The organism is Akkermansia sp. UNK.MGS-1 (genome assembly GCF_000980515.1).
Taxonomy (GTDB): Bacteria; Verrucomicrobiota; Verrucomicrobiia; order Verrucomicrobiales; family Akkermansiaceae; genus Akkermansia; species Akkermansia muciniphila.
The window spans coordinates 73,743-91,929 of sequence record NZ_LBCB01000011.1; the positions used below are offsets into that span (position 1 = coordinate 73,743).

The window sequence follows — 18,187 nt, forward strand, 5'->3', positions numbered from 1 at the left end:
CCCGCATTCCTTTTTTCTCCCATGCCTGCACAGCGCATTCTGATCATCAAGCATGGAGCCCTTGGCGATGTGGTGCTCGCCATGGGGACGATGAAGCGGCTCCGCGAACTTCATCCGGAGGCGCATATCACCCTGATGACCATGGGAATGTTTGTTCCCATGGCGGAGCAGCTCGGAGTGTTTGACGATTTTATTGTGGACAACCGCCTGCCTTACTGGAAGCTGGGCGCCACCTGGAGAGCCGTCCGTTCCATTGTGAAAGGGAATTTTGATGTGGTGTACGATCTTCAGGAATCTTCCCGCACCAGGAAACGCTATTATCCCGCCGTGCGCTTCCTGCTGAACCATGACATGGACTGGGTGGCCTGCAATTCCGGAGAACGGCGCAAATTGCTGAAGAAGAAATCCTTCCGGTGGGGGAAGGTGGTACGGGAGCCGTTCCGTTTGGAACGCGTTCTGACGGATCTTTCTTTCATGCACGGGGAGGGGCTGCATTTTGACGAGCTTCCGGAACGTTATGTGATGATGATTCCGGGCTGTTCCCCCAACCATCCCTACAAGCGCTGGCCCGTGGAAAATTTCTGTGCCCTGGCGAAACGCCTGGCGGCGCGGGGCGTGTCCTCCGTTGTCATCGGCACCCGGGCGGAGGCTGTGGAAGTGGAGGCTATTGCCGCCAGCTCTCCCCTGGCTGTCAGTTTTCTGGGCAAGTCTTCCCTGATGGATATTCCCCAGATGGCTTTGCGTTCCCTGGCTTGTGTAGGCAATGATACGGGGCCTACACATATGTGTGCCTATGCCGGGGTGCCCGTGACCGCCATTTTCTGCCACCGGACGCGCAACTCCGCCATTACTGCGCGGTGCATTTCCAACCTGGTTTCCCCCGGCGCCATTGAGGAAATTACAGTGGACCAGGTATGGTCCGCGCTGGAGCCTTTTCTGCCGCCGCAGGAAGGATTTGAACAAATAAGGGCGGCAGATTTTCCGCATGGCTTATGACGGCTCCCGTGAACATTTCCGTGCTGGTTCCGGTTTACAATGTGGAGCCGTACCTGGCCCAGTGCCTGGAAAGCATTTGCTCTCAGACGCTTCGTGAACTGGAGGTAGTTTGCGTGGATGACGCTTCCACGGACGGTTCCCTGTCCATTCTGCGGGAATTCGCGGAGCGGGACCCGCGGGTGAAAGTGGTGCAGGCCCCGGAAAACGGCGGTTTATCCCGTTCCCGGAATCTGGCGATGAACCATGCTGTGGGAGAATATCTGTTTTTGGTGGATTCCGACGATTGGCTGGAGACGGATTTGCTGGAGGAGATGTATTCCCGTGCGAAGGCGCTGGATGCCGACAAGCTGGTATGCGGGTTCCGGTATTATTACGAGGCCGACCCCGACAGGGAAGACCGGTTCCTGCCGGAGGATATGGCCTCTCCGGAAAAGGGGTGGATTCCCTGCTCTCCGGAGACCATTGGGAAAATACATCATGGAGCGGGAGGTATGATGATCAGGCGTTCCATTGTGGAAAAGCATGGCATCCGGTTCCCCGAGGGCGTTGCCTGTGAAGACCTGTATTTCCATTACGCCGTTTTTCCGTGGTGCAGGAGAGTTTGCGTCGTCAGCAGGGCGGCTTACGTTTACCGCAAGCGGGCCGGGTCCATTACCAGTGGTTTTGCGTCCGGCAGTTCCCTCCAGTCGCTGGATTACCTGACGGTGGCGGAGCTGGTGCTGAAGGAATGGAAAGAAGCCGGAATTCTGGAGGAATACAGGACGGCATTTTTGAAAATGCTGGTAATGGGCGTGAGGAATATCCGCAAATACGCCCCTCATGCCGTTCAAAAGGAGGTTACCCGGAAGGTGGCCGATATGCTTTGTCAGGAAAATCTGTACCGTCCCGGAGAGGATGATTCCAGTCTGTCCCGCCGGGAAGGAAAATTGCTGAAAACCTGGATGGGCGGAAAATCCGGCTTGGACTTTTCCTATTACTGGAAGAAAATACGCAAGGCGGGAGCCCGGTTGCTGCGCCGCTGACATCACCCGAATGAATAATCCGATGAAAAAGAATGAATTTGCCGTCGTCCTGGCCAGTGACAATCGGGGAATCCTGCCTTTGAGCGTTACTGTTTTTTCTCTCCTGAATACTGCCGGTCCGGAGACTTTTTACAAAATTTACGTGCTTTCCGACGGTATTGACGGAGAGAACCGGGCAAGCGTGGAGCGTCTGGCCGCTCCGTTCGATTGCCGTCTGGAATTCATAGACGTTTCCGGCATTTTGGAAGAGCACGACTTTCCCCATACGGAACAATGGCCGGTGCCAGCCTGGGGACGCGTGTTCATCCCGGAATTATTGAAGGAAGAGCGGGGCAATATTCTGTATCTGGACATTGACGTTCTGGTTTGCCGGGATTTGACGGAGCTGTTCCGGACGAATATGGACGGAAAAGCAGTAGGGGTGGTGTTTGAGAATTTTTCCAGACCCGGTTCCCATTTTAACGAACGTCTTGAGATGCCGCTGACCTGCACGGGATATTTCAATTCCGGCGTGCTGCTGATGAATGTAGATGTCTTCCGGGAGAGGAATCTGGTCAGGGCTGTGCTGGATTATGCCGTCACTCACCGGGACAGGCTGACGTGTCCGGACCAGGATGCCTTGAACGGAGCCCTGTGCGAGCTGACCGTGCCGCTGCACCCGCGCTGGAACTGGCATGACGGCTTGACGCGCCGCATTTTGAAAAACGATCCCCGGGAACAGTTTTGGCGCGGCGTTACGCCGCGCCAGGCGGTGGAAGCGGCTTTGGAACCGGGCATTCTTCATTACCAGGGGGTGCACAAGCCCTGGCGGTATAATTGGCGTTATGAAGGGGAACGTTACGAACGGGTTATGCGTGAAGCCGGGCTGCTGCGCGGTCCGCTGCCCGGAAGAACGCTCCCGGCCGTCTTGAAAAAGCACCTTTACCGGCCTGTTTACCGGATGACGGCCAGAAAGATTTTAAGGCTGAAGGAAGGGTTTGATAACCGGCTCCTTTGAAACTATGGAACCCGGCCGTTCTTTTCCGTTTTCCTTATGGATTGCCGCCGGCGTGGAGCGGAGGGGGAGGGCACCGGGAAGGAAGGGACTGTATTTTAACGGGAGGAATGGGTCAATGCAGTTCCAGCAGATAGATTTCCGGCGGGCAGTTGAAGCGGAGGGGGAGTGTGCTTGTCCCCAGCCCCTTGGTGATCAGGTAGGTATTGCCGCCGGAGATATGCCAGGGATAGGTGTAGGGTAGGGCATGGTCCGGGCTGGCTTCAAACCGCAGGAGGCCGAAAGGAAGGCAAACCTGGCCTCCGTGGGTGTGCCCGCTGATGACGATGTCCACGTCTCCATGGGAAAGTATGCGGTCCGTTTCCGGACGGTGGGAAAGCAGGAAATGAGGGATGTCCGGCGACTGGCGTTTGGGCAGCCGTTTTCTGACATTGCGCGTCGTATCCAATATTCCGGAAAGCTGAAGCTGCCTTCCGTCCTTGAACGTGACAAGCGCGCTCTGGTCTTCCAGCACGGTGATTCCCGCCTGTTTCAGTTCCCTGCTCCAGTTGTTCCAGCCGAAGGTGAAATCATGATTTCCCTGAATAGCAAAGACCTCGCAGGGAGCCGTCAGGCCTTTCAGCAGCCGGGCGGCCGTGGCGGGATCCATGCTGGCGTTTTCGCTGCTTCCCCGGGCATAGTCCCCAACCAGCAGAATCAGGTCCGGCCGGAGCCGCATGATCCTCTGAACATAGCGAAGGGCCCTCACTTCATCAAACGCGGTGGGCATCAGGTGCAAATCGCCGGCAATAACGACTTTAACGGGTGTTCCCTTCCCTTTCCACTGGGGGACACGGTAGTCCACTTTCCTGACAAACAGAAGATTGGGTTCTATCAGGTACGCCCAGGTCATGCTGGCCACGCCGAGCGCGCAGAGGCTCAGCAGGAGAATGCCGAAAAACCGGAGTATTTTGACGGAAAAGGGCATGAAAAGGATACAGCTTGGCAGAGATTATAATTACAGATAACCCCGGGCGAGCGATTTATGCGTCTTGCCATTTTGGGAAAGGCGTCTCCTTGGGAGATTTTCGCAAATTTGATTGACGGGCGCCCGCATGGTATGCTTTTATGCTCCAAGATATTTCCATATCCTTTATCACCCATCATTTAACCACGCATATGAAGAAGATTACCGTTATGGCTCTTGCCGCTTTTGCGGCGAGCATCATGGCTTCCTGCTGCTGCCAGGATCAGGGTGCTCCGCCCCTGACCCCCCTGCCCAAGTTCAATGACCTGAACCAGCCCGCCGTGGATGTGGCTCCGGTGGTCATGAAGTCCAAGAAGTAATCCTCTTCCGGGATTAAGTACGACTTTTCAAGCCGCACTTGGTGATTGTCCAGGTGCGGCTTTTTCTATAAAAACACGGCAGTACATATGGAAGATTGGAAACATTGTCCCCAATTTGCGCCTTTGGCGGATCTGATCCGCAGCCATGGCAGTTTTGCGGTAATTGCGCATGTTCATCCGGACGGCGACGCTATCGGCTCCACGCTGGCTTTGGGGGAAGCCCTGAAGCAAATGGGAAAGAAGGTGGTGATGATGAACGAGGACGGGGTGCCTTCCAATCTGGCCTTTATGCCGGGTGTGGAAAATATTATTCCCACGCCTGATGAGCCGGTGGATGTGGAAGTAGCCATTTCCGTGGATAACGGCGCGCTCAAGAGGCTGGGAGAACGCAGCCTGGAGGCTTTGGCGGGAGTGAAGGTGTGGGCGAACATCGACCACCATCGGACGAACGAACTGTTTGGAGATGTGCAGTGCGTTTTGCCGGACGAATGCGCCACGGGGGCGGTTTTATATTACTTTTTCAAGTATCTGGGCATTCCCGTTACTCCGGTGATGCGAGACGCCCTTTACGTGGCCGTCAGCACGGATACGGGGTCTTTCCAGTACCAGATGACGACGGCGGCCGTCATGGAACTGGCTGCGGATTTGATCCGGATGGGCGTTGACGTCCAGGACATCAACCGCCAGCTTTACCAGGAAAAGCCGTGGGTGAAAATGCAGTTGATGCGTGAGGCGCTGAACGGAATGAAGCTGACGCCGGACGGCAGGATTTGCACGTTTTGCCTGACGAATGAGGCAAAAGCCCGGATTGGAAGCCGTCCGGAAGATACGGAAGGCCTGATTGACCTCCTGCGTTCCGTGCAGGGAGTCTGGCTGGCCGCTTATCTGGAAGAAACGGAGGACGATCCCCGCATCCGTATTTCCCTGAGATCCAAGACGCCTGAAATATCCGTCGCGGAGCTGGCCTCCCGTTTCGGCGGCGGCGGCCATTCCATGGCCGCCGGAGTGCGTATCCGGGGGCCTATTGAAGAAGTGCGCCTTACTATCCTGAAGGCTATGCGGGAAGAAGTGGAACGAGTGCTCCGACAGAAGATTTCATGAATGTTTCAGATTCCATCCAGGTTCCTTCGGGCGTCCTGTTGATTGACAAGGCGCGGGACATGACTTCCCACGATGTGGTGGCGATTGCGCGGCGTTCCCTGGGAATTAAGAAAATAGGCCACTGCGGCACGCTGGATCCCATGGCCACGGGGCTGCTGATGCTGGTGGTGGGAAAGGCGACCAAGCTTCAGGACAAGTTGATGTGTGAACACAAGGAATACGCCGGAACTCTCATGCTGGGCGTGGAGACTTCCTCCCAGGATGCCATGGGAGAAATAGTGGCGGAGTATTCCGTGGACGGAGTGACGGAACAGGCCGTGCGCGAGGCGTTTGACCGGTTTGACGGCGCTTTTGAACAAATCCCTCCGATGGTTTCCGCTATTAAAAAGGGCGGGGTTCCGCTGTACAAGCTGGCCCGGAAAGGTCAGGAAGTTGTGCGGGAACCGCGGCCTGTGGAAGTGTTTGGCCACGGAATTTCACGCGTGGCCATTCCGGAAGTGGATTTTACCGTTCAGTGTTCCAAAGGTTTTTATGTGCGGTCCTATGCTTATGATATTGGGAAGGCATTGGGCTGCGGAGCGCATTTGAGCGCCCTCCGGCGCACCAGGTCCGGTTCTTTTACGCTGGACCGCGCCATTACGGTGGACACCCTGAAAACCGCTCCCAGGGAGGAACTGTTCCGGGCCATGCTTTCCCTGAAGGAGCTGGCGGATATTCTGATTGCCGGGTAGCATATGGTCATTTACCGGGAATTCAAGGGATTGAAAAGCCTTGCCGCCCCCGTACACTGGGCCATGGGGATGTTTGACGGGGTGCATCTGGGACACGCCGGAGTGATTGCCGCGGCGGTGAAAGGGGCTGCTCTTGACGGAGGAATTCCCGCCGTGCTGACATTCCGCACTCATCCGCTGGCCCGGGTGAGGCCGGAAAGCGTGCCGCCCGCCATCATTGGGGAAGATGCTGAAAAATTTGCCTTGATGAAAGAGCTGGGAGTGAAGGCAGTGCTGTCGCTGGAATTTTCTTCCAGGCTGGCGTCCATGAGCCCGGAAGAGTTTATCGGGGAACTTTGTTCCTCCTGCCTGGTGGCTCAGATTGCCGTGGGAGAGGACTGGCATTTTGGCCGCGGCAGGGCAGGGAATGTAGAAACCCTGCGCCTGCTGTCCTGCCGCTACGGGTTCCGGGTGACGGCCGTTCCTTCTATTCTGCAGGACGGGGAGCGCATAAGCAGCACCCGGATCCGCGAAGCCGTGCGCGCGGCGGATTTTTTACAGGCTGCCGGCATGCTTGGCCGTCCCTACCGCTGGAAGGGGCCGGTGATTCACGGGCGCCAACTGGGGCGCCTGCTGGACTACCCCACGGCCAATATAAGACCCGGTTGCGGGTTGCAGCCTCCCCATGGCGTTTACGCCGTGCGCGCCCGGGTGGCCGGCAAAAAATACGGAGGCGTAGCCAATCTGGGAGTGCGCCCCACCGTGGAAGGTGAGACGGGGGAACTTTTGCTGGAAACGCATTTATTCGGCCACCCGGGGGATATTTACGGGCGGGAGATGGAAGTGGAACCGGTCCGTTTCCTAAGGCCGGAAATCAAATTCCCTTCTTTGGAAGAATTGAAAAGCCAGCTTGCCCGGGATGCCGCCCATGCCGCGGAAGTGCTGGAGGAGGGGGAGTAAGACACAGAAAACCGTAAAATGGAGGATGACGGCTTGACCGGAGGGGCGATCGGGGGTTTGTTGTTCGAACGTCATGTTGGTTGAGCAGTTAAAATCAAAAATTCATCGCGCCATGATTACCCGTGGCGATGTTCAATATGAAGGCAGTATTGAAATTCCTGCCGATCTGATGGCCGCCGTGGATTTGTGGCCCGGGGAAAAAGTTCTCGTGGCGTCCGTCACGTCCGGGAACCGTCTGGAAACATATGCTCTCCAGGGGCCTGCCGGCACGGGGAACATCATCATGAACGGCGGTGCGGCCCATTTAATCAAGACGGGCGAACGGGTGGTCATCATGAGTTTTGCCTTGTCGGACAAGCCCATCATCCCCAAGAAAATCGTCTGCAACGAGCATAACGAAATCATTTCCTAGACTTTACAAACCGTTCGAATTCACACATACTCCCCGCGCTCATGAACCTTTTTTTAGCAGATTCACTCAATATCAGCATTCAGTTGCTTTTTGCCGTTTTGGTGATTGTATCACTTCTCCTTCTGGGCGTAGTGCTTATGCAGAGGCCCAAGCAGGAAGGGCTGGGAGCCGCCTTTGGCGCAGCCATTACGGACCAGGCCTTTGGCGCCCGGACGACGGATGTGCTGAAAAAAGCCACGGTGTACTTCGGAACCGCGTTCATGGTTCTTTGCCTAGGGTTGGGCATGCTGATCAACCGGCAGCACGTTAAGAGTTCGGAAAGCCTGTTGAGCCCGGAAATGATGAAGGCTGCCGCCAGGCAGGAAGCCTCCGTTCCCGCCAAGACGCCGGAAGAACTCCAGCAGGAGGAGCTGCGCAGGCGCGCCGCTGAGGCGGAAGCCGCTTCTTCTCAGGCTCCGGCTCCCTCCGTGACCGAAGCCCCGGCCCCTGCTTCCACAGAAACCCCTGTCCCCTCCAACTAAAGGAGCATTCTTTTTAAACACCCCGGCGCCTTCCGGCAGCCGGGGTGTTTGTGCACCGGGGTTATTCCGTCTGCTGCCGTTTCGGGAACAGGCTTTGAAATTGGCGGCACCGGTTGTTTTCCGCTTGCCCTGAACCGTAATTGCGCTACTCTTGGCAAAGTATGAAGACACCTTTTTTGAACCGTAAATCCAAGGGATTCACGTTAATTGAATTGCTTGTGGTGATCGCCATTATCCTGACGCTGGCCGGCATCGCCATGACGGTGGTGAACGGCGTGATGGAAAAATCCAAGGTTACCACGGCGCGGAGCGACTGCAACGGCCTGCAGACGGCTGTGGAAAATTACATGCTGGACAACGGCCGCGTTCCCGTGGCCTGGAGCGGTCGGGAAATGACCAAGCAGGCCCACAAGGACGGACAGTATTACGTGACAACCGCCGTGGACGATGATAGCCGCATCATGAGCATCCTGACCAATTATATGGACCGGGCGGATGAGGACAGAAAGCTGAACCCCAAGAAAACGGCTTATTTCAATACGACGACTACGGATGTGGAAGGTGCTCCCGGCCTGTTTTTTGAAAGCCGCGGCCGTGTGGGCCTGATGGATCCCTGGGAATCTCCCTATTACATTGTTTTGAATGCCAACCCTGACGACCGTACTCCCCGTGTCCAGGTAGGTTCCCGGATGGTGACCAAGAACGTGGCCGTTTACAGCACCGGCAAGGACAAGCAGGGCAGCACGGCGGACGGCCATATCAACAATCCGGAATTGACGGAAGACAATGTGACTTCCTGGTAATGCATGACGGCGCCTCTTGTCGGGAGGCGTGGCCGCTTCATTTTGCGGGGCTTCCGGCTTATGGCCGTGAGGCCCCGCGGTATATTCAGGCATAAAGCCCGCAAACCGTATTTTTTTCTTTTCAACTTCTCTCAAAAACCTCTCAATAAGCCCCAGACATGAACTGGTTCAAAACAGACGACATACGCATTCAAGACATTGAGCCCCTGATTTCCCCCGCCATTTTAATCAAGGATTATCCGGCAACCACGGAGATTGCCAAAATGGTGGCTACGACCCGCAAGAATGCGGAGAACATCATTTCCGGCCACGACGACCGCCTGCTGGTGGTGGTGGGGCCATGCTCCATCCATGATCCCCAGGCTGCCGTGGATTATGCCTCCCGCCTGAAGGAACAAATGGCGCGCTTTGAAAAGGACCTGGTGATCATCATGCGCGTGTATTTTGAAAAGCCCCGCACCACCGTGGGCTGGAAGGGCCTCATCAACGACCCGTTCATGAACCATACCTTTGACATCAACCGCGGCCTCCACATGGCCCGCGGGCTGCTGCTGCGCCTGGGGGATATGGGAGTGCCCGCAGCTACCGAGTTCCTGGACACCATCACGCCGCAGTACATTGCGGACCTGATCACGTGGGGCGCCATCGGCGCGCGTACCACGGAAAGCCAGGTACACCGTGAACTGGCTTCCGGGCTTTCCATGCCTGTGGGATTCAAGAATGGCACCAGCGGCAGCCTGCAAATCGCTGTAGACGCCATTGTTTCCTCCTCCTGTCCGCACTGCTTCCTTTCCGTGACCAAGCAGGGAGTTTCCGCCATTGTTTCCACTACGGGCAATAAATCCTGCCACCTGATCCTGCGCGGTTCCTCCTTGGGGCCGAACTTTGATGAAGATCATGTAAAGGAAGCGGAAGAAGCCTTGCAGAAGGCCGGCATCAATAACCGCATCATGATAGACTGCTCCCACGGAAACAGTTGCAAGGATTATCGCAAACAGCCGGCTGTGGCCGCCAATATCGCGGAACAGATATCCAGCGGGTCCGAACAGGTTGTTGCCGTGATGATTGAAAGCAACATTGTGGAAGGAGCCCAGCCGTTGAGTTCCGACCTGGTGTACGGCAAGAGCATCACGGACCAGTGCATTGGCTGGGAGACGACGGAGGAAGTGCTGGAAACCCTTGCCGCCGCTGTCCGCAAACGCCGTGCCAAACGGCAGGAAGCGTAAAGCTTTCTCATATTCCGGAGGCGGAGGATTATCAACGGAGTTGGAGGCTGGAACGGCTATGCCTTGGCTGACGGGGCAGCCGGACACTGCGGGGTTCATTTTTCATATCCGGATGATTTTATTGGCTCTTTGGTGTTTTTTGCCGAAGAGTCAATACTCGTCCCCCCACAGATAGGAATGGCGTTCGGAAATCGTTTTGCCGCGGTTGTCCTTCAGGACGAGTTTCCATGCGAGGATTTCCCCTTTTCCCTTGGCTTCATCCCCGATAAATTCGAAAACGGAGTTTTGCGTGCCGCCTTTTCTCCCGGCAGGATAGGAAATGGATTTCGTCAGGACGGCTGAACCTGTTTTTCCCTGGCGATACATCATGACCAGGGTTGCCGCCTGTTCCGGATTGGCATCGTTCCAGGTGACGAAGTAGTATTGGCCCAGACGCTGAAGACGCTGTTGCTGGGAGACGGCGCCGTGCAGCAGGTAAGTGGCCTGGGTATGGTGCATGCCTACGTCTTCCGCAGGAACCACCGTGGTTTTTAAGGGAACCTCCCGCACATGTTTAATCCGGGAAACCTGCTCCGCGCAGGAAAACAGGACCGGCAGCAGGGCGGCGCAGAAAGGAGCAGGAAATTTCATGGATTCCATTCAATACATATCTGTCCGGGGAGTCAACCCAAAGGTGGGGAAGCTTCAGCATGAAAATGTGGTATGGAGACGGAAAGAATGCGGATATTTCAGCAGTAAGATTGTTCCGCCGCCAAATCCTGCGGATCGGCTTTTGCCATCAGGGGGCGGGACATCGGAAACAAGACGGAGTCATTCGGAAAACCGGAGGATTTTGGGCAGGCGGCACGCTTCAGGCTGTCCCGGGATTGATGCCGTGGTTCCACCCGTTAATACAATGGTACGACCAGGATGGAACCCAGGGTCAGCCAGCAGGGCAGCGTGAGGAAGGAAGCCACCGTCGTTGTCAGCAGGATTTGAGTGCCCAGATCCGGATGACCGCCGAAACGTTTGGCCAGAATGACCGGAATGACGGCGGAGGGAATGGCTGCCTGGATGATGATGACGCGCTTGATATAATCATCCACTGGCAGGAAATAAGCCATCAGGAGCAGCAGCGCGGGGGCCAGCCCCAGGCGCGTCAGCAGGCCGCAAATGATGGGTTTGGGTTCCCATTTCATGTTATGCCACAAATCGCGCATGGAACAGCCGAACAGAATCAGGCAGAGGGGAGTGGCGCAGTTGCCGATCATTTCAAGAGTCTTCATCAGGGGCGGTTGGGCTACATAGGTTCCCAAACCGGACCAGGCAAGAGCCAGGCCCACGATAACGGCCAGCAGGGGGCCGCGGAAGAAAACGCCCATATTCAGATTGCCCGGGCCGCCCGCGATGATGATGACGCCGATGCTCCAGACGACCAGTTCACACCCCACATTGTGGACGAAAAGGACGCCCAGCGTGGGATCGTTGCCGGCGGCAAACAGCATCTGGATGATGGGAATGACGAAAAAAGCGTAGTTCTGCACTCCCGCCGTCAGGGTGAACGTACGAAGGCCCGTGCCGATGCGCATGCGCAGCATTTTCGCGACCAGCCATGCGGCCGCGATGCCCAGCAGAAGTTCCAGGGCCCCGGCTGCGATGGCCTGGAGGGAAAAGGAAACGCTGCTGAGCGTCTCATTTCCGGAGAGTACCATGTACTTCATGATGCTGTGGAAGACGAGGCAGGGATAGGCCACATCCATCGCGATGCGCATGATGGGCGCGTCATGGTCTGCCTGGATGACTTGCTTGTGGCGCAGATAGAAACCCGTGGCAAAGAAAAGATAAACGGGAATGGTGGAGAGAAAGGTGGTGAGGATGACGGCGCCGGTATCCATGGCAGAAGGAACTGTTTTTGCGTTAAATGAGCGTATAAAAAACAGGAATTTATTTCCTGTTCCAAGATAGAATCAGATGAATATAGTTATAGAAGATAACTCTATAATTTTATTTGCATTGATATTTTGTATGCGATTTTTCAAGTTTGTATTTTTCCGGAAAATCCTGAATGAGTTTATAAAATTTGGAATAGTATTCTTTTAAAGAAAAATCAGGTTGTTTATTTTTAATATAAGATGATGCCCGAGATAAGGCTACCCATCCTTCTTTTTTGTGCGTTTCAAATGCCTCCTTAAGTAATTTATGAATAGACTCAGGGATTTTTTTTCGTTTTTCTGATCCAGATTGAGAAGGCTTATTTTGTAGTGTATTATCTATTTTAGAGTCAGCAGTTTTTAATAAAATAAATTCATTGCAGCTTTTTTTAAAAGCCTCTGGAGTTTTCTTCTCTCCGATACCAATTACATAAACACCATGTTCCCTGACATATAGGGAAACGGGAGTGAAATCACAGTCGCTCGAAACAATGGCAAGGGCATCGTAAGATGACTGATACAATAAATCCAAGGCGTCAATAGTCAACGCCATATCCGTCGAGTTTTTTTTAGGAGTATAATTAAATTGCTGCTCCGCTTTTATGCCAAACCGGTTTAGCGAGTCTTTCCAGTTTTTTAAACTTTCCTTGCTCCAGTCGCCATAGGCTCTTTGAATCACAATACGGCCATATGCAGATATTTCCTGAATGACGCTTTCAAGCTTATCCAGAGCGACGTTTTCAGCATCAATCAGAAGGGCCAGTTTTTGAAATTTTCCCATCATGTTTTCCTTATCCAAGTGAGGAGTGTCTTCTAATTATTTCTCAATGGACAGGAATAATGTCAATTCCTTTATGCTGGGAAAAACCTTTGAGGGATTGGCTTTTTTCAATCCGCTGACGTCTGCGGTCGTTGCCCAGGCGGCGGACAGGCAGGTCACCCCCGCTTTGTTGCAGGCGGCCACATCTGAAACCGCATCCCCGATATAGTAAAATTCGTCTTTGTTCAAGTGGAAGTCGTGCAGAAGCTCTTCAATGGCTTCTGCTTTATTGGGCCTGTCTTTCGCTCCGGTTTTGACGGAACAGAATAAATCCCGCATGCCGAATTGCTCAAGCGTGATACGGCAGCTTTTGTCTCCCTTCCCGGTAATCAGGGCGACAAGCACGCCAGCCTTTTGCAGGGTTTCTATCAATTCGCGTATGCCTTCATACGGAGCCGGGCATGATTGATGCATTTTTTCATAAACCGGGTAGAAATCATAGAGAGCTTCCCGCCATTTTTCTCCGGCGACTTTCTTGATCATTCCTACTTCATTCAGGCCGAAAGTCTGCGTGATTTCCCGTTCGCTCAACGTGTGGCCGGCGTAGGGAGAAACCGCTTTTTCAAATGCCCTGATGCACATGGGGACCGTGTCCCCTATGGTTCCGTCCAGATCAAAAGCGATCAGCTTGATCATTGTTCCCGACTTCCGTTGATTTTACGAATAACCTTGCAGGGGTTCCCCGCCGCCAGACTGTCGGGAGGAATATTTTTGGTGACCACGCTGCCGGCTCCGATGACGCTTCCTTTTCCGATGGTAATGCCGGGCAGGATAATGACGCCGCCGCCAATCCAGCAGCCGTCTTCTATTGTTACCGGAAGAGCGTAGGTATGGCGGATGTATTCAATTCCTTCATCCGTTTCCACGGGAGTGAGGCGTTCATTCAGATCAATGGGGTGCGTAGCGGTGTAAATCTGTACGTTGGGGGCGATCAGCACATTGTTGCCGATGGTGATCCTGTTGCAGTCCACGAACGTGCAGCCCGTATTGACGGTGACGTTGTTTCCGATATGGATGTTGCGGCCGTAATCGCAGATGAAGGAATGGCCGATGGAGACCTTGGCGCCGACGCTGCCCAGCATTTCCTGCAGCACCTGCCGCTTTTCCTCCTTATGGTCGTAAGGCAGGGAATTGTATTTCATCAGGAGCCGGTGCGTCTTGTTCTTGAATTCCAGAAACACCTTGTCATGGCAGTCATACCATTCGCCCGCCATGCATTTTTCCAGTTCAGTCATTATTTTCTCCTTTCTTGATCCTTATTACCGGAGAGGAGGAGCGGGGCACCCTGCTTAACGAGCGTCAACAGGGCGCGGAAGCTTTACTCCCACTCAATGGAAGCCGGGGGCTTGGTGGAAATGTCGTAAAGGACGCGGTTGATGCCCTTTACTTCATTGAGGATGCGGTTGCTGGTTTCCCTCAGCAGGGCCGGGGGGAGTTCCACCCAGTCCGCCGTCATGGCGTCTTCCGACACGATGGCGCGCAGGTTGGTGGCCCATTCATAGGAACGTTCGTCCCCCTTCACGCCCACCGTTTTTACGGGAATGAGGCCGGCGTAGGCCTGCCAGACTTTGTCGTACCAACCGTATTTCTTCAGGTTGCCGATGAAGATGGCATCGCATTCCCGGATGATGTCCAGGCGTTCTTTGGTGACCACGCCGGGGCAGCGCACGGCCAGGCCGGGGCCGGGGAAGGGGTGGCGCCACAGAATGTCATGCGGGATGCCCATGGAGGCGCCCAGTTCCCGCACCTCGTCCTTGAACAGTTCCGCCAGGGGTTCCAGTACTTTCCCCTGCGCCTGGAGTTCCAGCACGCGTTCCACGCGGTTGTGGTGGGTCTTGATGACGGAGGCCTTGGATTTGGCGTTGGAGGCGCTTTCGATCACGTCCGGGTACAGGGTGCCCTGGGCGAGCATTTCCGCGTCTCCCACGGCATCCCAGAAAACGTCGATGAACAGGCCTCCGATGATGCGGCGTTTCTTTTCCGGATCGCTTTCTCCGTCCAGAGCCGCCAGGAAGCGTTCGGAGGCATCCACCGTTTCAATTTCCACGTTCATACGGGCGAAATTGGCCCGCACTTCCTCTGCCTCGTTTTTGCGGAGCAGACCGTTATCCACAAAGATGGCGCGCATGTTCACGCCCGCTTCATGCAACAGAACGGCCAGAACGGTGCTGTCCACGCCGCCGGAGACGCCGCAGACCACCTGCCTGTTGCCTACGCGTTCCCGGATTTCCCGGATGAGTTCCCTTTTAAAGTCTCCGATGTCGAACTTTTTAAGATTGGCCGCACAGGAAAGGAAGTTGCGCAGGATGGTGCGCCCTTCATGGGAATGAGTCACTTCCGGATGAAATTGGATGCCGAAGGTGGTTTCTCCCCATTGGAGGGAGACAGGGACGCCTTCCGCATTGCGGGCGATTACGCGGCAGCCTTCCGCCAGATGGTCCACCGTGTCCGAATGGCTCATCCATACCTGGGAGGAAGGGGACATGTCCCGGTACAGGCCCGCACAGGTTTCCGGCAGCAGGGCGGCGGGGCCGTATTCCCGCTTGTTGCTGGCTTTTACGGTGCCGCCGTGCTTGATGTTCAGCAGCTGCATGCCGTAGCACACGCCCAAGACGGGGACATTCAGGCTTTGGAGCCATTCAAAGTCAATGTCCGGGGCGTCTGCGTCCGTGGTGCTTTTGGGGCCGCCGGAAAGGATGACGGCGCCGGGTTCGTGAATCTGGTCCAGGTCTTCCAGCGCATACAGCTTGGCCATGTAGCCCAGTTCGCGCACGCGGCGTACGATGAGCTGGGTGTATTGGGAGCCGAAGTCAATGACGGCTACGAGGTGCTTGTCGTCCATGTGAGGGAGGAGTTAACAGGAATAATTGACGGGTTCTTCCGTGATGGTGATATCGTGGGGATGGCTTTCCTTCAGCCCGCCGGAGGTGATTTGAACGAACCGGGCCTTGTTCCGGAGTTCCTCCAGATTGTGCGCGCCCAGATAACCCATGCCGGAGCGCAGGCCGCCCATGAGCTGGAATACCACGTCCGCCAGCATGCCTTTATACGGAACGCGCGCTTCCACGCCTTCCGCAACGAGCTTGCCGGAGCTGTTCTGACCGTAGCGGTCGCCGGAGCCGCGGCGCATGGCGCCCAGGGAGCCCATGCCGCGATACTGCTTGAAGTGGCGGCCCTGGTAATGAACCACCTTGCCGGGGCTTTCTTCCGTACCTGCCAGCAGTCCGCCCAGCATCACCAGGTCGGCGCCTGCGGCCAGGGCTTTGACAATGTCTCCGGAATAGCGGATGCCGCCGTCCGCAATGACGGTGACGCCCGCGGGACGCGCCACGGAGGCTACCTCCTGAATGGCGGTGAATTGGGGCATGCCCACGCCGGATATGACGCGGGTAGTGCAAATGGAGCCGGGGCCCACGCCCACCTTGATGGCCTGCACGCCCGCCTTGATGAGATCGGCCGCTCCTTCCGCCGTAACCACATTGCCGGCCACGATGGGACGGTCCGTCAGCTTGCGGAGGTTGGAAACCACGTCCATCACGCGGGTCGTGTGTCCTGTGGCGGCGTCAATGAACAGGGCGTCCGCTCCGGCGGAAATCAGGGCTTTGGCTCGGTCCAGATAATCGGGGCCGACACCCACGGCGGCGCCGCAGCGCAGGTGGCCGTGTTCATCCTTGGAAGCGTCTGCAAACATGGCGCGCTTCTGAATGTCCGTTTCCGTGATAAGGCCGGCCAGCACGCCGTGTTCATCCACCAAAGGAAGCTTTTCAATGCGGTGGGTGTAAAGGATGTGGCGCGCTTCCTCAATGGTCGTGGTGGGAGCCGCCGTGATCAGGCGGGCAAGGGGGGTCATGACATCCTTGACCCGGACATTCTGGTAATCGTCCACGCCGCGCATGTCGCGGCCGGTGATGATGCCTTCCAGCTTGCGGTTGGCATCCACGACGGGGAAGCCGGAATAGCCTTGGTCCATCATGATCTGGTGGACTTCTTCCAGCGTCATGTCCTTGTTGACCGTGACGGGGTTCGGGATAACCGCGTTTTCAAAACGCTTCACGCGGGAAACCATGGCCGCCTGGATGTCAATGGGGTTGTTGCGGTGGATGACGGCCAGGCCGCCTTCCCGCGCCAGGGCAATCGCCAGTTCCGATTCGGAAACGGTATCCATGGCCGCGGACAACACGGGGATTTTCATGTCAAAGCCGGGAACAAGCTGGGAACTGATGTCCGCGTCGCCGGGAAGAATCGCGCTCAGGCGGGGCAGCAGGAGCACGTCATCAAAACTTAATCCAAGAGGGAAATCTGCCATGCGATAATCTACAGCCGGACATCCTTTAACGCAAGCCGAAACACAGGAGAATCTTATTTTTGAATGAGCGGCGCAGTTTCTTTCTTTGCCCCATGCCATATTCGCGGGCGTTTCCGTTTCCCGTGCAGAAACTCTTCCCTCTTGAAATGGGGAGGCCGCCTGCCTATCCTGAAAAAGAAATGACGTCCATGAGTGCTCCCGAACCTTACCGAGTCCTGTTTGTCTGTCTGGGCAACATCTGCCGCTCTCCTGCCGCGGAAATCATTTTCAAAAAAATGGTCGCAGAACAAGGTCTGGAACATTTGATTGAGAGCGATTCCGCCGGAATGATCGGTTACCATCGGGGCTGCCCTCCGGATAGCCGGATGCTGACGGTGCTGAAAAAATACGGATATGAGGATCCGGGGCTTAAGTCGCGCCCCGTGCGGAAAGAGGATTTGGAACAATTTGACCTGATTGTGGGAATGGACCGTGAAAATCTGCGGGATTTGAAACGGTTGGATAAAAAGGGACAGTGGGCAGGCAAGATAGCGCCCATGTGTTTTTTCACGACTCGTTTTCCGGATGAAGAAGTGCCTGATCCCTATTATGGGGGGCAGGAAGGCTTTGAATATGTGGTAAAACTGCTTCAGGACGGTTGCGGCAATCTGCTGGAGCGTTTGAAGGAGCAGCTTTCCTTGTAAATTCAGGCGTGGAGGCTGGGAAAGTGGTGGTTTATCCTGCTTTCTCTCCATTCAGACATGCCGGGGTTGCTGAACATGCCCGCAGGCGATAACCGTTTTTATGGATTTTGGATTTCTTTTCCAATTCAGGGAGATCATGCTTTTTCCGTTGAAGAGTTCATGAATCCATGTTAAATGAAAAATTGCCGTGTTTCATGGCGCGCAGTTAAAGGCCATTTGGATATGTTGCTTCCGGAATTTTCCATATGGGCCAGAGTTTTCCATTCGGAAGTGCAGAGAAGAAATTTTTACCATTTATTGAACCACGGCTGAGGCCAGGGGGCATCCCGTGTTGGACGTGTTGAAACAGGAGGTTTTGTTGTTATGGATAAGGAACGGATAAAAATTATTGCAGTTT

The 18,187-nt window shown here is 55.4% G+C and carries 20 protein-coding genes; 12 read left to right on the forward strand and 8 right to left on the reverse strand.

The genetic code is table 11. The features are described 5' to 3' along the window. Positions 1–21 precede the first annotated feature (21 nt). Genes WW58_RS07015 through WW58_RS07025 form a run of 3 tightly spaced genes read left to right on the forward strand, consistent with a single transcriptional unit; the run spans position 22 to position 3,015 of the window. The gene (locus WW58_RS07015; RefSeq protein WP_046436469.1) at positions 22–996 is read left to right on the forward strand and encodes a glycosyltransferase family 9 protein; all 975 of its coding nucleotides are present in this window, start codon (positions 22–24) and stop codon (positions 994–996) included. Positions 997–1,004: 8 nt separating this feature from the next. Continuing rightward, positions 1,005–2,018, forward strand: a complete 1,014-nt coding sequence (locus WW58_RS07020) for a glycosyltransferase family 2 protein (protein WP_180974158.1) — start codon at positions 1,005–1,007, stop codon at positions 2,016–2,018. Positions 2,019–2,028: 10 nt separating this feature from the next. Further along, on the forward strand, positions 2,029–3,015 hold the full coding sequence (locus WW58_RS07025; RefSeq protein ID WP_081863609.1) for a glycosyltransferase family 8 protein: 987 nt from the start codon (positions 2,029–2,031) through the stop codon (positions 3,013–3,015). A 112-nt stretch (positions 3,016–3,127) separates the two neighbouring features. On the opposite strand, the gene WW58_RS07030 is transcribed toward WW58_RS07025, so the two are convergent. Beyond that, the gene (locus tag WW58_RS07030; protein WP_046436473.1) at positions 3,128–3,979 is read right to left on the reverse strand and encodes a metallophosphoesterase; all 852 of its coding nucleotides are present in this window, start codon (positions 3,977–3,979) and stop codon (positions 3,128–3,130) included. A 191-nt stretch (positions 3,980–4,170) separates the two neighbouring features. Between WW58_RS07030 and WW58_RS07035 the strand changes: the two genes are divergently transcribed. The 8 genes from WW58_RS07035 to WW58_RS07070 all read left to right on the forward strand — a co-directional run bounded on the left by WW58_RS07035 (position 4,171) and on the right by WW58_RS07070 (position 10,071). Then, entirely contained in the window at positions 4,171–4,338 is a 168-nt protein-coding gene (locus tag WW58_RS07035; protein WP_022396399.1) for a hypothetical protein, read from the forward strand. An 87-nt stretch (positions 4,339–4,425) separates the two neighbouring features. Next, the gene (locus tag WW58_RS07040) at positions 4,426–5,439 is read left to right on the forward strand and encodes a DHH family phosphoesterase (protein ID WP_102739148.1); all 1,014 of its coding nucleotides are present in this window, start codon (positions 4,426–4,428) and stop codon (positions 5,437–5,439) included. Next, a complete protein-coding gene (gene truB, locus WW58_RS07045) occupies positions 5,436–6,170 on the forward strand; it encodes a tRNA pseudouridine(55) synthase TruB (RefSeq protein ID WP_046436477.1) in 735 nt (244 codons plus the stop codon). The genes WW58_RS07040 and truB overlap by 4 nt, the downstream gene beginning before the upstream one ends. A gap of 3 nt (positions 6,171–6,173) precedes the next feature. Next, on the forward strand, positions 6,174–7,109 hold the full coding sequence (ribF, locus tag WW58_RS07050) for a riboflavin biosynthesis protein RibF (RefSeq protein ID WP_046436479.1): 936 nt from the start codon (positions 6,174–6,176) through the stop codon (positions 7,107–7,109). Between the two features lie 73 nt (positions 7,110–7,182). Next, a complete protein-coding gene (locus tag WW58_RS07055) occupies positions 7,183–7,521 on the forward strand; it encodes an aspartate 1-decarboxylase (protein WP_012419798.1) in 339 nt (112 codons plus the stop codon). Positions 7,522–7,562: 41 nt separating this feature from the next. Then, a complete protein-coding gene (gene secG, locus WW58_RS13230) occupies positions 7,563–8,042 on the forward strand; it encodes a preprotein translocase subunit SecG (RefSeq protein ID WP_102733775.1) in 480 nt (159 codons plus the stop codon). A gap of 161 nt (positions 8,043–8,203) precedes the next feature. Beyond that, on the forward strand, positions 8,204–8,845 hold the full coding sequence (locus WW58_RS13235) for a type II secretion system protein (protein ID WP_102737665.1): 642 nt from the start codon (positions 8,204–8,206) through the stop codon (positions 8,843–8,845). A 158-nt stretch (positions 8,846–9,003) separates the two neighbouring features. Beyond that, a complete protein-coding gene (locus WW58_RS07070; RefSeq protein ID WP_046436482.1) occupies positions 9,004–10,071 on the forward strand; it encodes a 3-deoxy-7-phosphoheptulonate synthase in 1,068 nt (355 codons plus the stop codon). A 150-nt stretch (positions 10,072–10,221) separates the two neighbouring features. Here WW58_RS07070 and WW58_RS07075 read toward each other — a convergent pair whose 3' ends face one another. From WW58_RS07075 to guaB, 7 genes are all read right to left on the reverse strand, one after another. Continuing rightward, positions 10,222–10,701 (reverse strand): hypothetical protein, encoded by a 480-nt coding sequence (locus tag WW58_RS07075; RefSeq protein ID WP_215833646.1) that lies wholly within the window; start codon positions 10,699–10,701, stop codon positions 10,222–10,224. 257 nt (positions 10,702–10,958) lie between these two features. After that, entirely contained in the window at positions 10,959–11,945 is a 987-nt protein-coding gene (locus tag WW58_RS07080) for an AEC family transporter (RefSeq protein WP_046436486.1), read from the reverse strand. A gap of 109 nt (positions 11,946–12,054) precedes the next feature. Next, positions 12,055–12,780: an NYN domain-containing protein gene (locus WW58_RS07085; protein WP_215833645.1), complete on the reverse strand. Its 726-nt coding sequence runs from the start codon at positions 12,778–12,780 to the stop codon at positions 12,055–12,057. Positions 12,781–12,798: 18 nt separating this feature from the next. Beyond that, the gene (locus tag WW58_RS07090; protein ID WP_046436488.1) at positions 12,799–13,437 is read right to left on the reverse strand and encodes an HAD family hydrolase; all 639 of its coding nucleotides are present in this window, start codon (positions 13,435–13,437) and stop codon (positions 12,799–12,801) included. After that, entirely contained in the window at positions 13,434–14,039 is a 606-nt protein-coding gene (locus tag WW58_RS07095; RefSeq protein WP_046436489.1) for a sugar O-acetyltransferase, read from the reverse strand. Before WW58_RS07095 ends, WW58_RS07090 begins: the two co-directional genes overlap by 4 nt. 80 nt (positions 14,040–14,119) lie before the next feature. Next, positions 14,120–15,643, reverse strand: coding sequence for a glutamine-hydrolyzing GMP synthase (gene guaA, locus WW58_RS07100; protein WP_031930479.1), 1,524 nt, complete (start codon positions 15,641–15,643; stop codon positions 14,120–14,122). 12 nt (positions 15,644–15,655) lie between these two features. After that, on the reverse strand, positions 15,656–17,107 hold the full coding sequence (gene guaB, locus WW58_RS07105) for an IMP dehydrogenase (protein ID WP_046436491.1): 1,452 nt from the start codon (positions 17,105–17,107) through the stop codon (positions 15,656–15,658). Between the two features lie 188 nt (positions 17,108–17,295). On the opposite strand from guaB, the gene WW58_RS07110 reads away from it, so the two are divergent. Beyond that, the gene (locus tag WW58_RS07110; protein WP_046436662.1) at positions 17,296–17,790 is read left to right on the forward strand and encodes a low molecular weight protein-tyrosine-phosphatase; all 495 of its coding nucleotides are present in this window, start codon (positions 17,296–17,298) and stop codon (positions 17,788–17,790) included. Positions 17,791–18,187 lie beyond the last annotated feature (397 nt).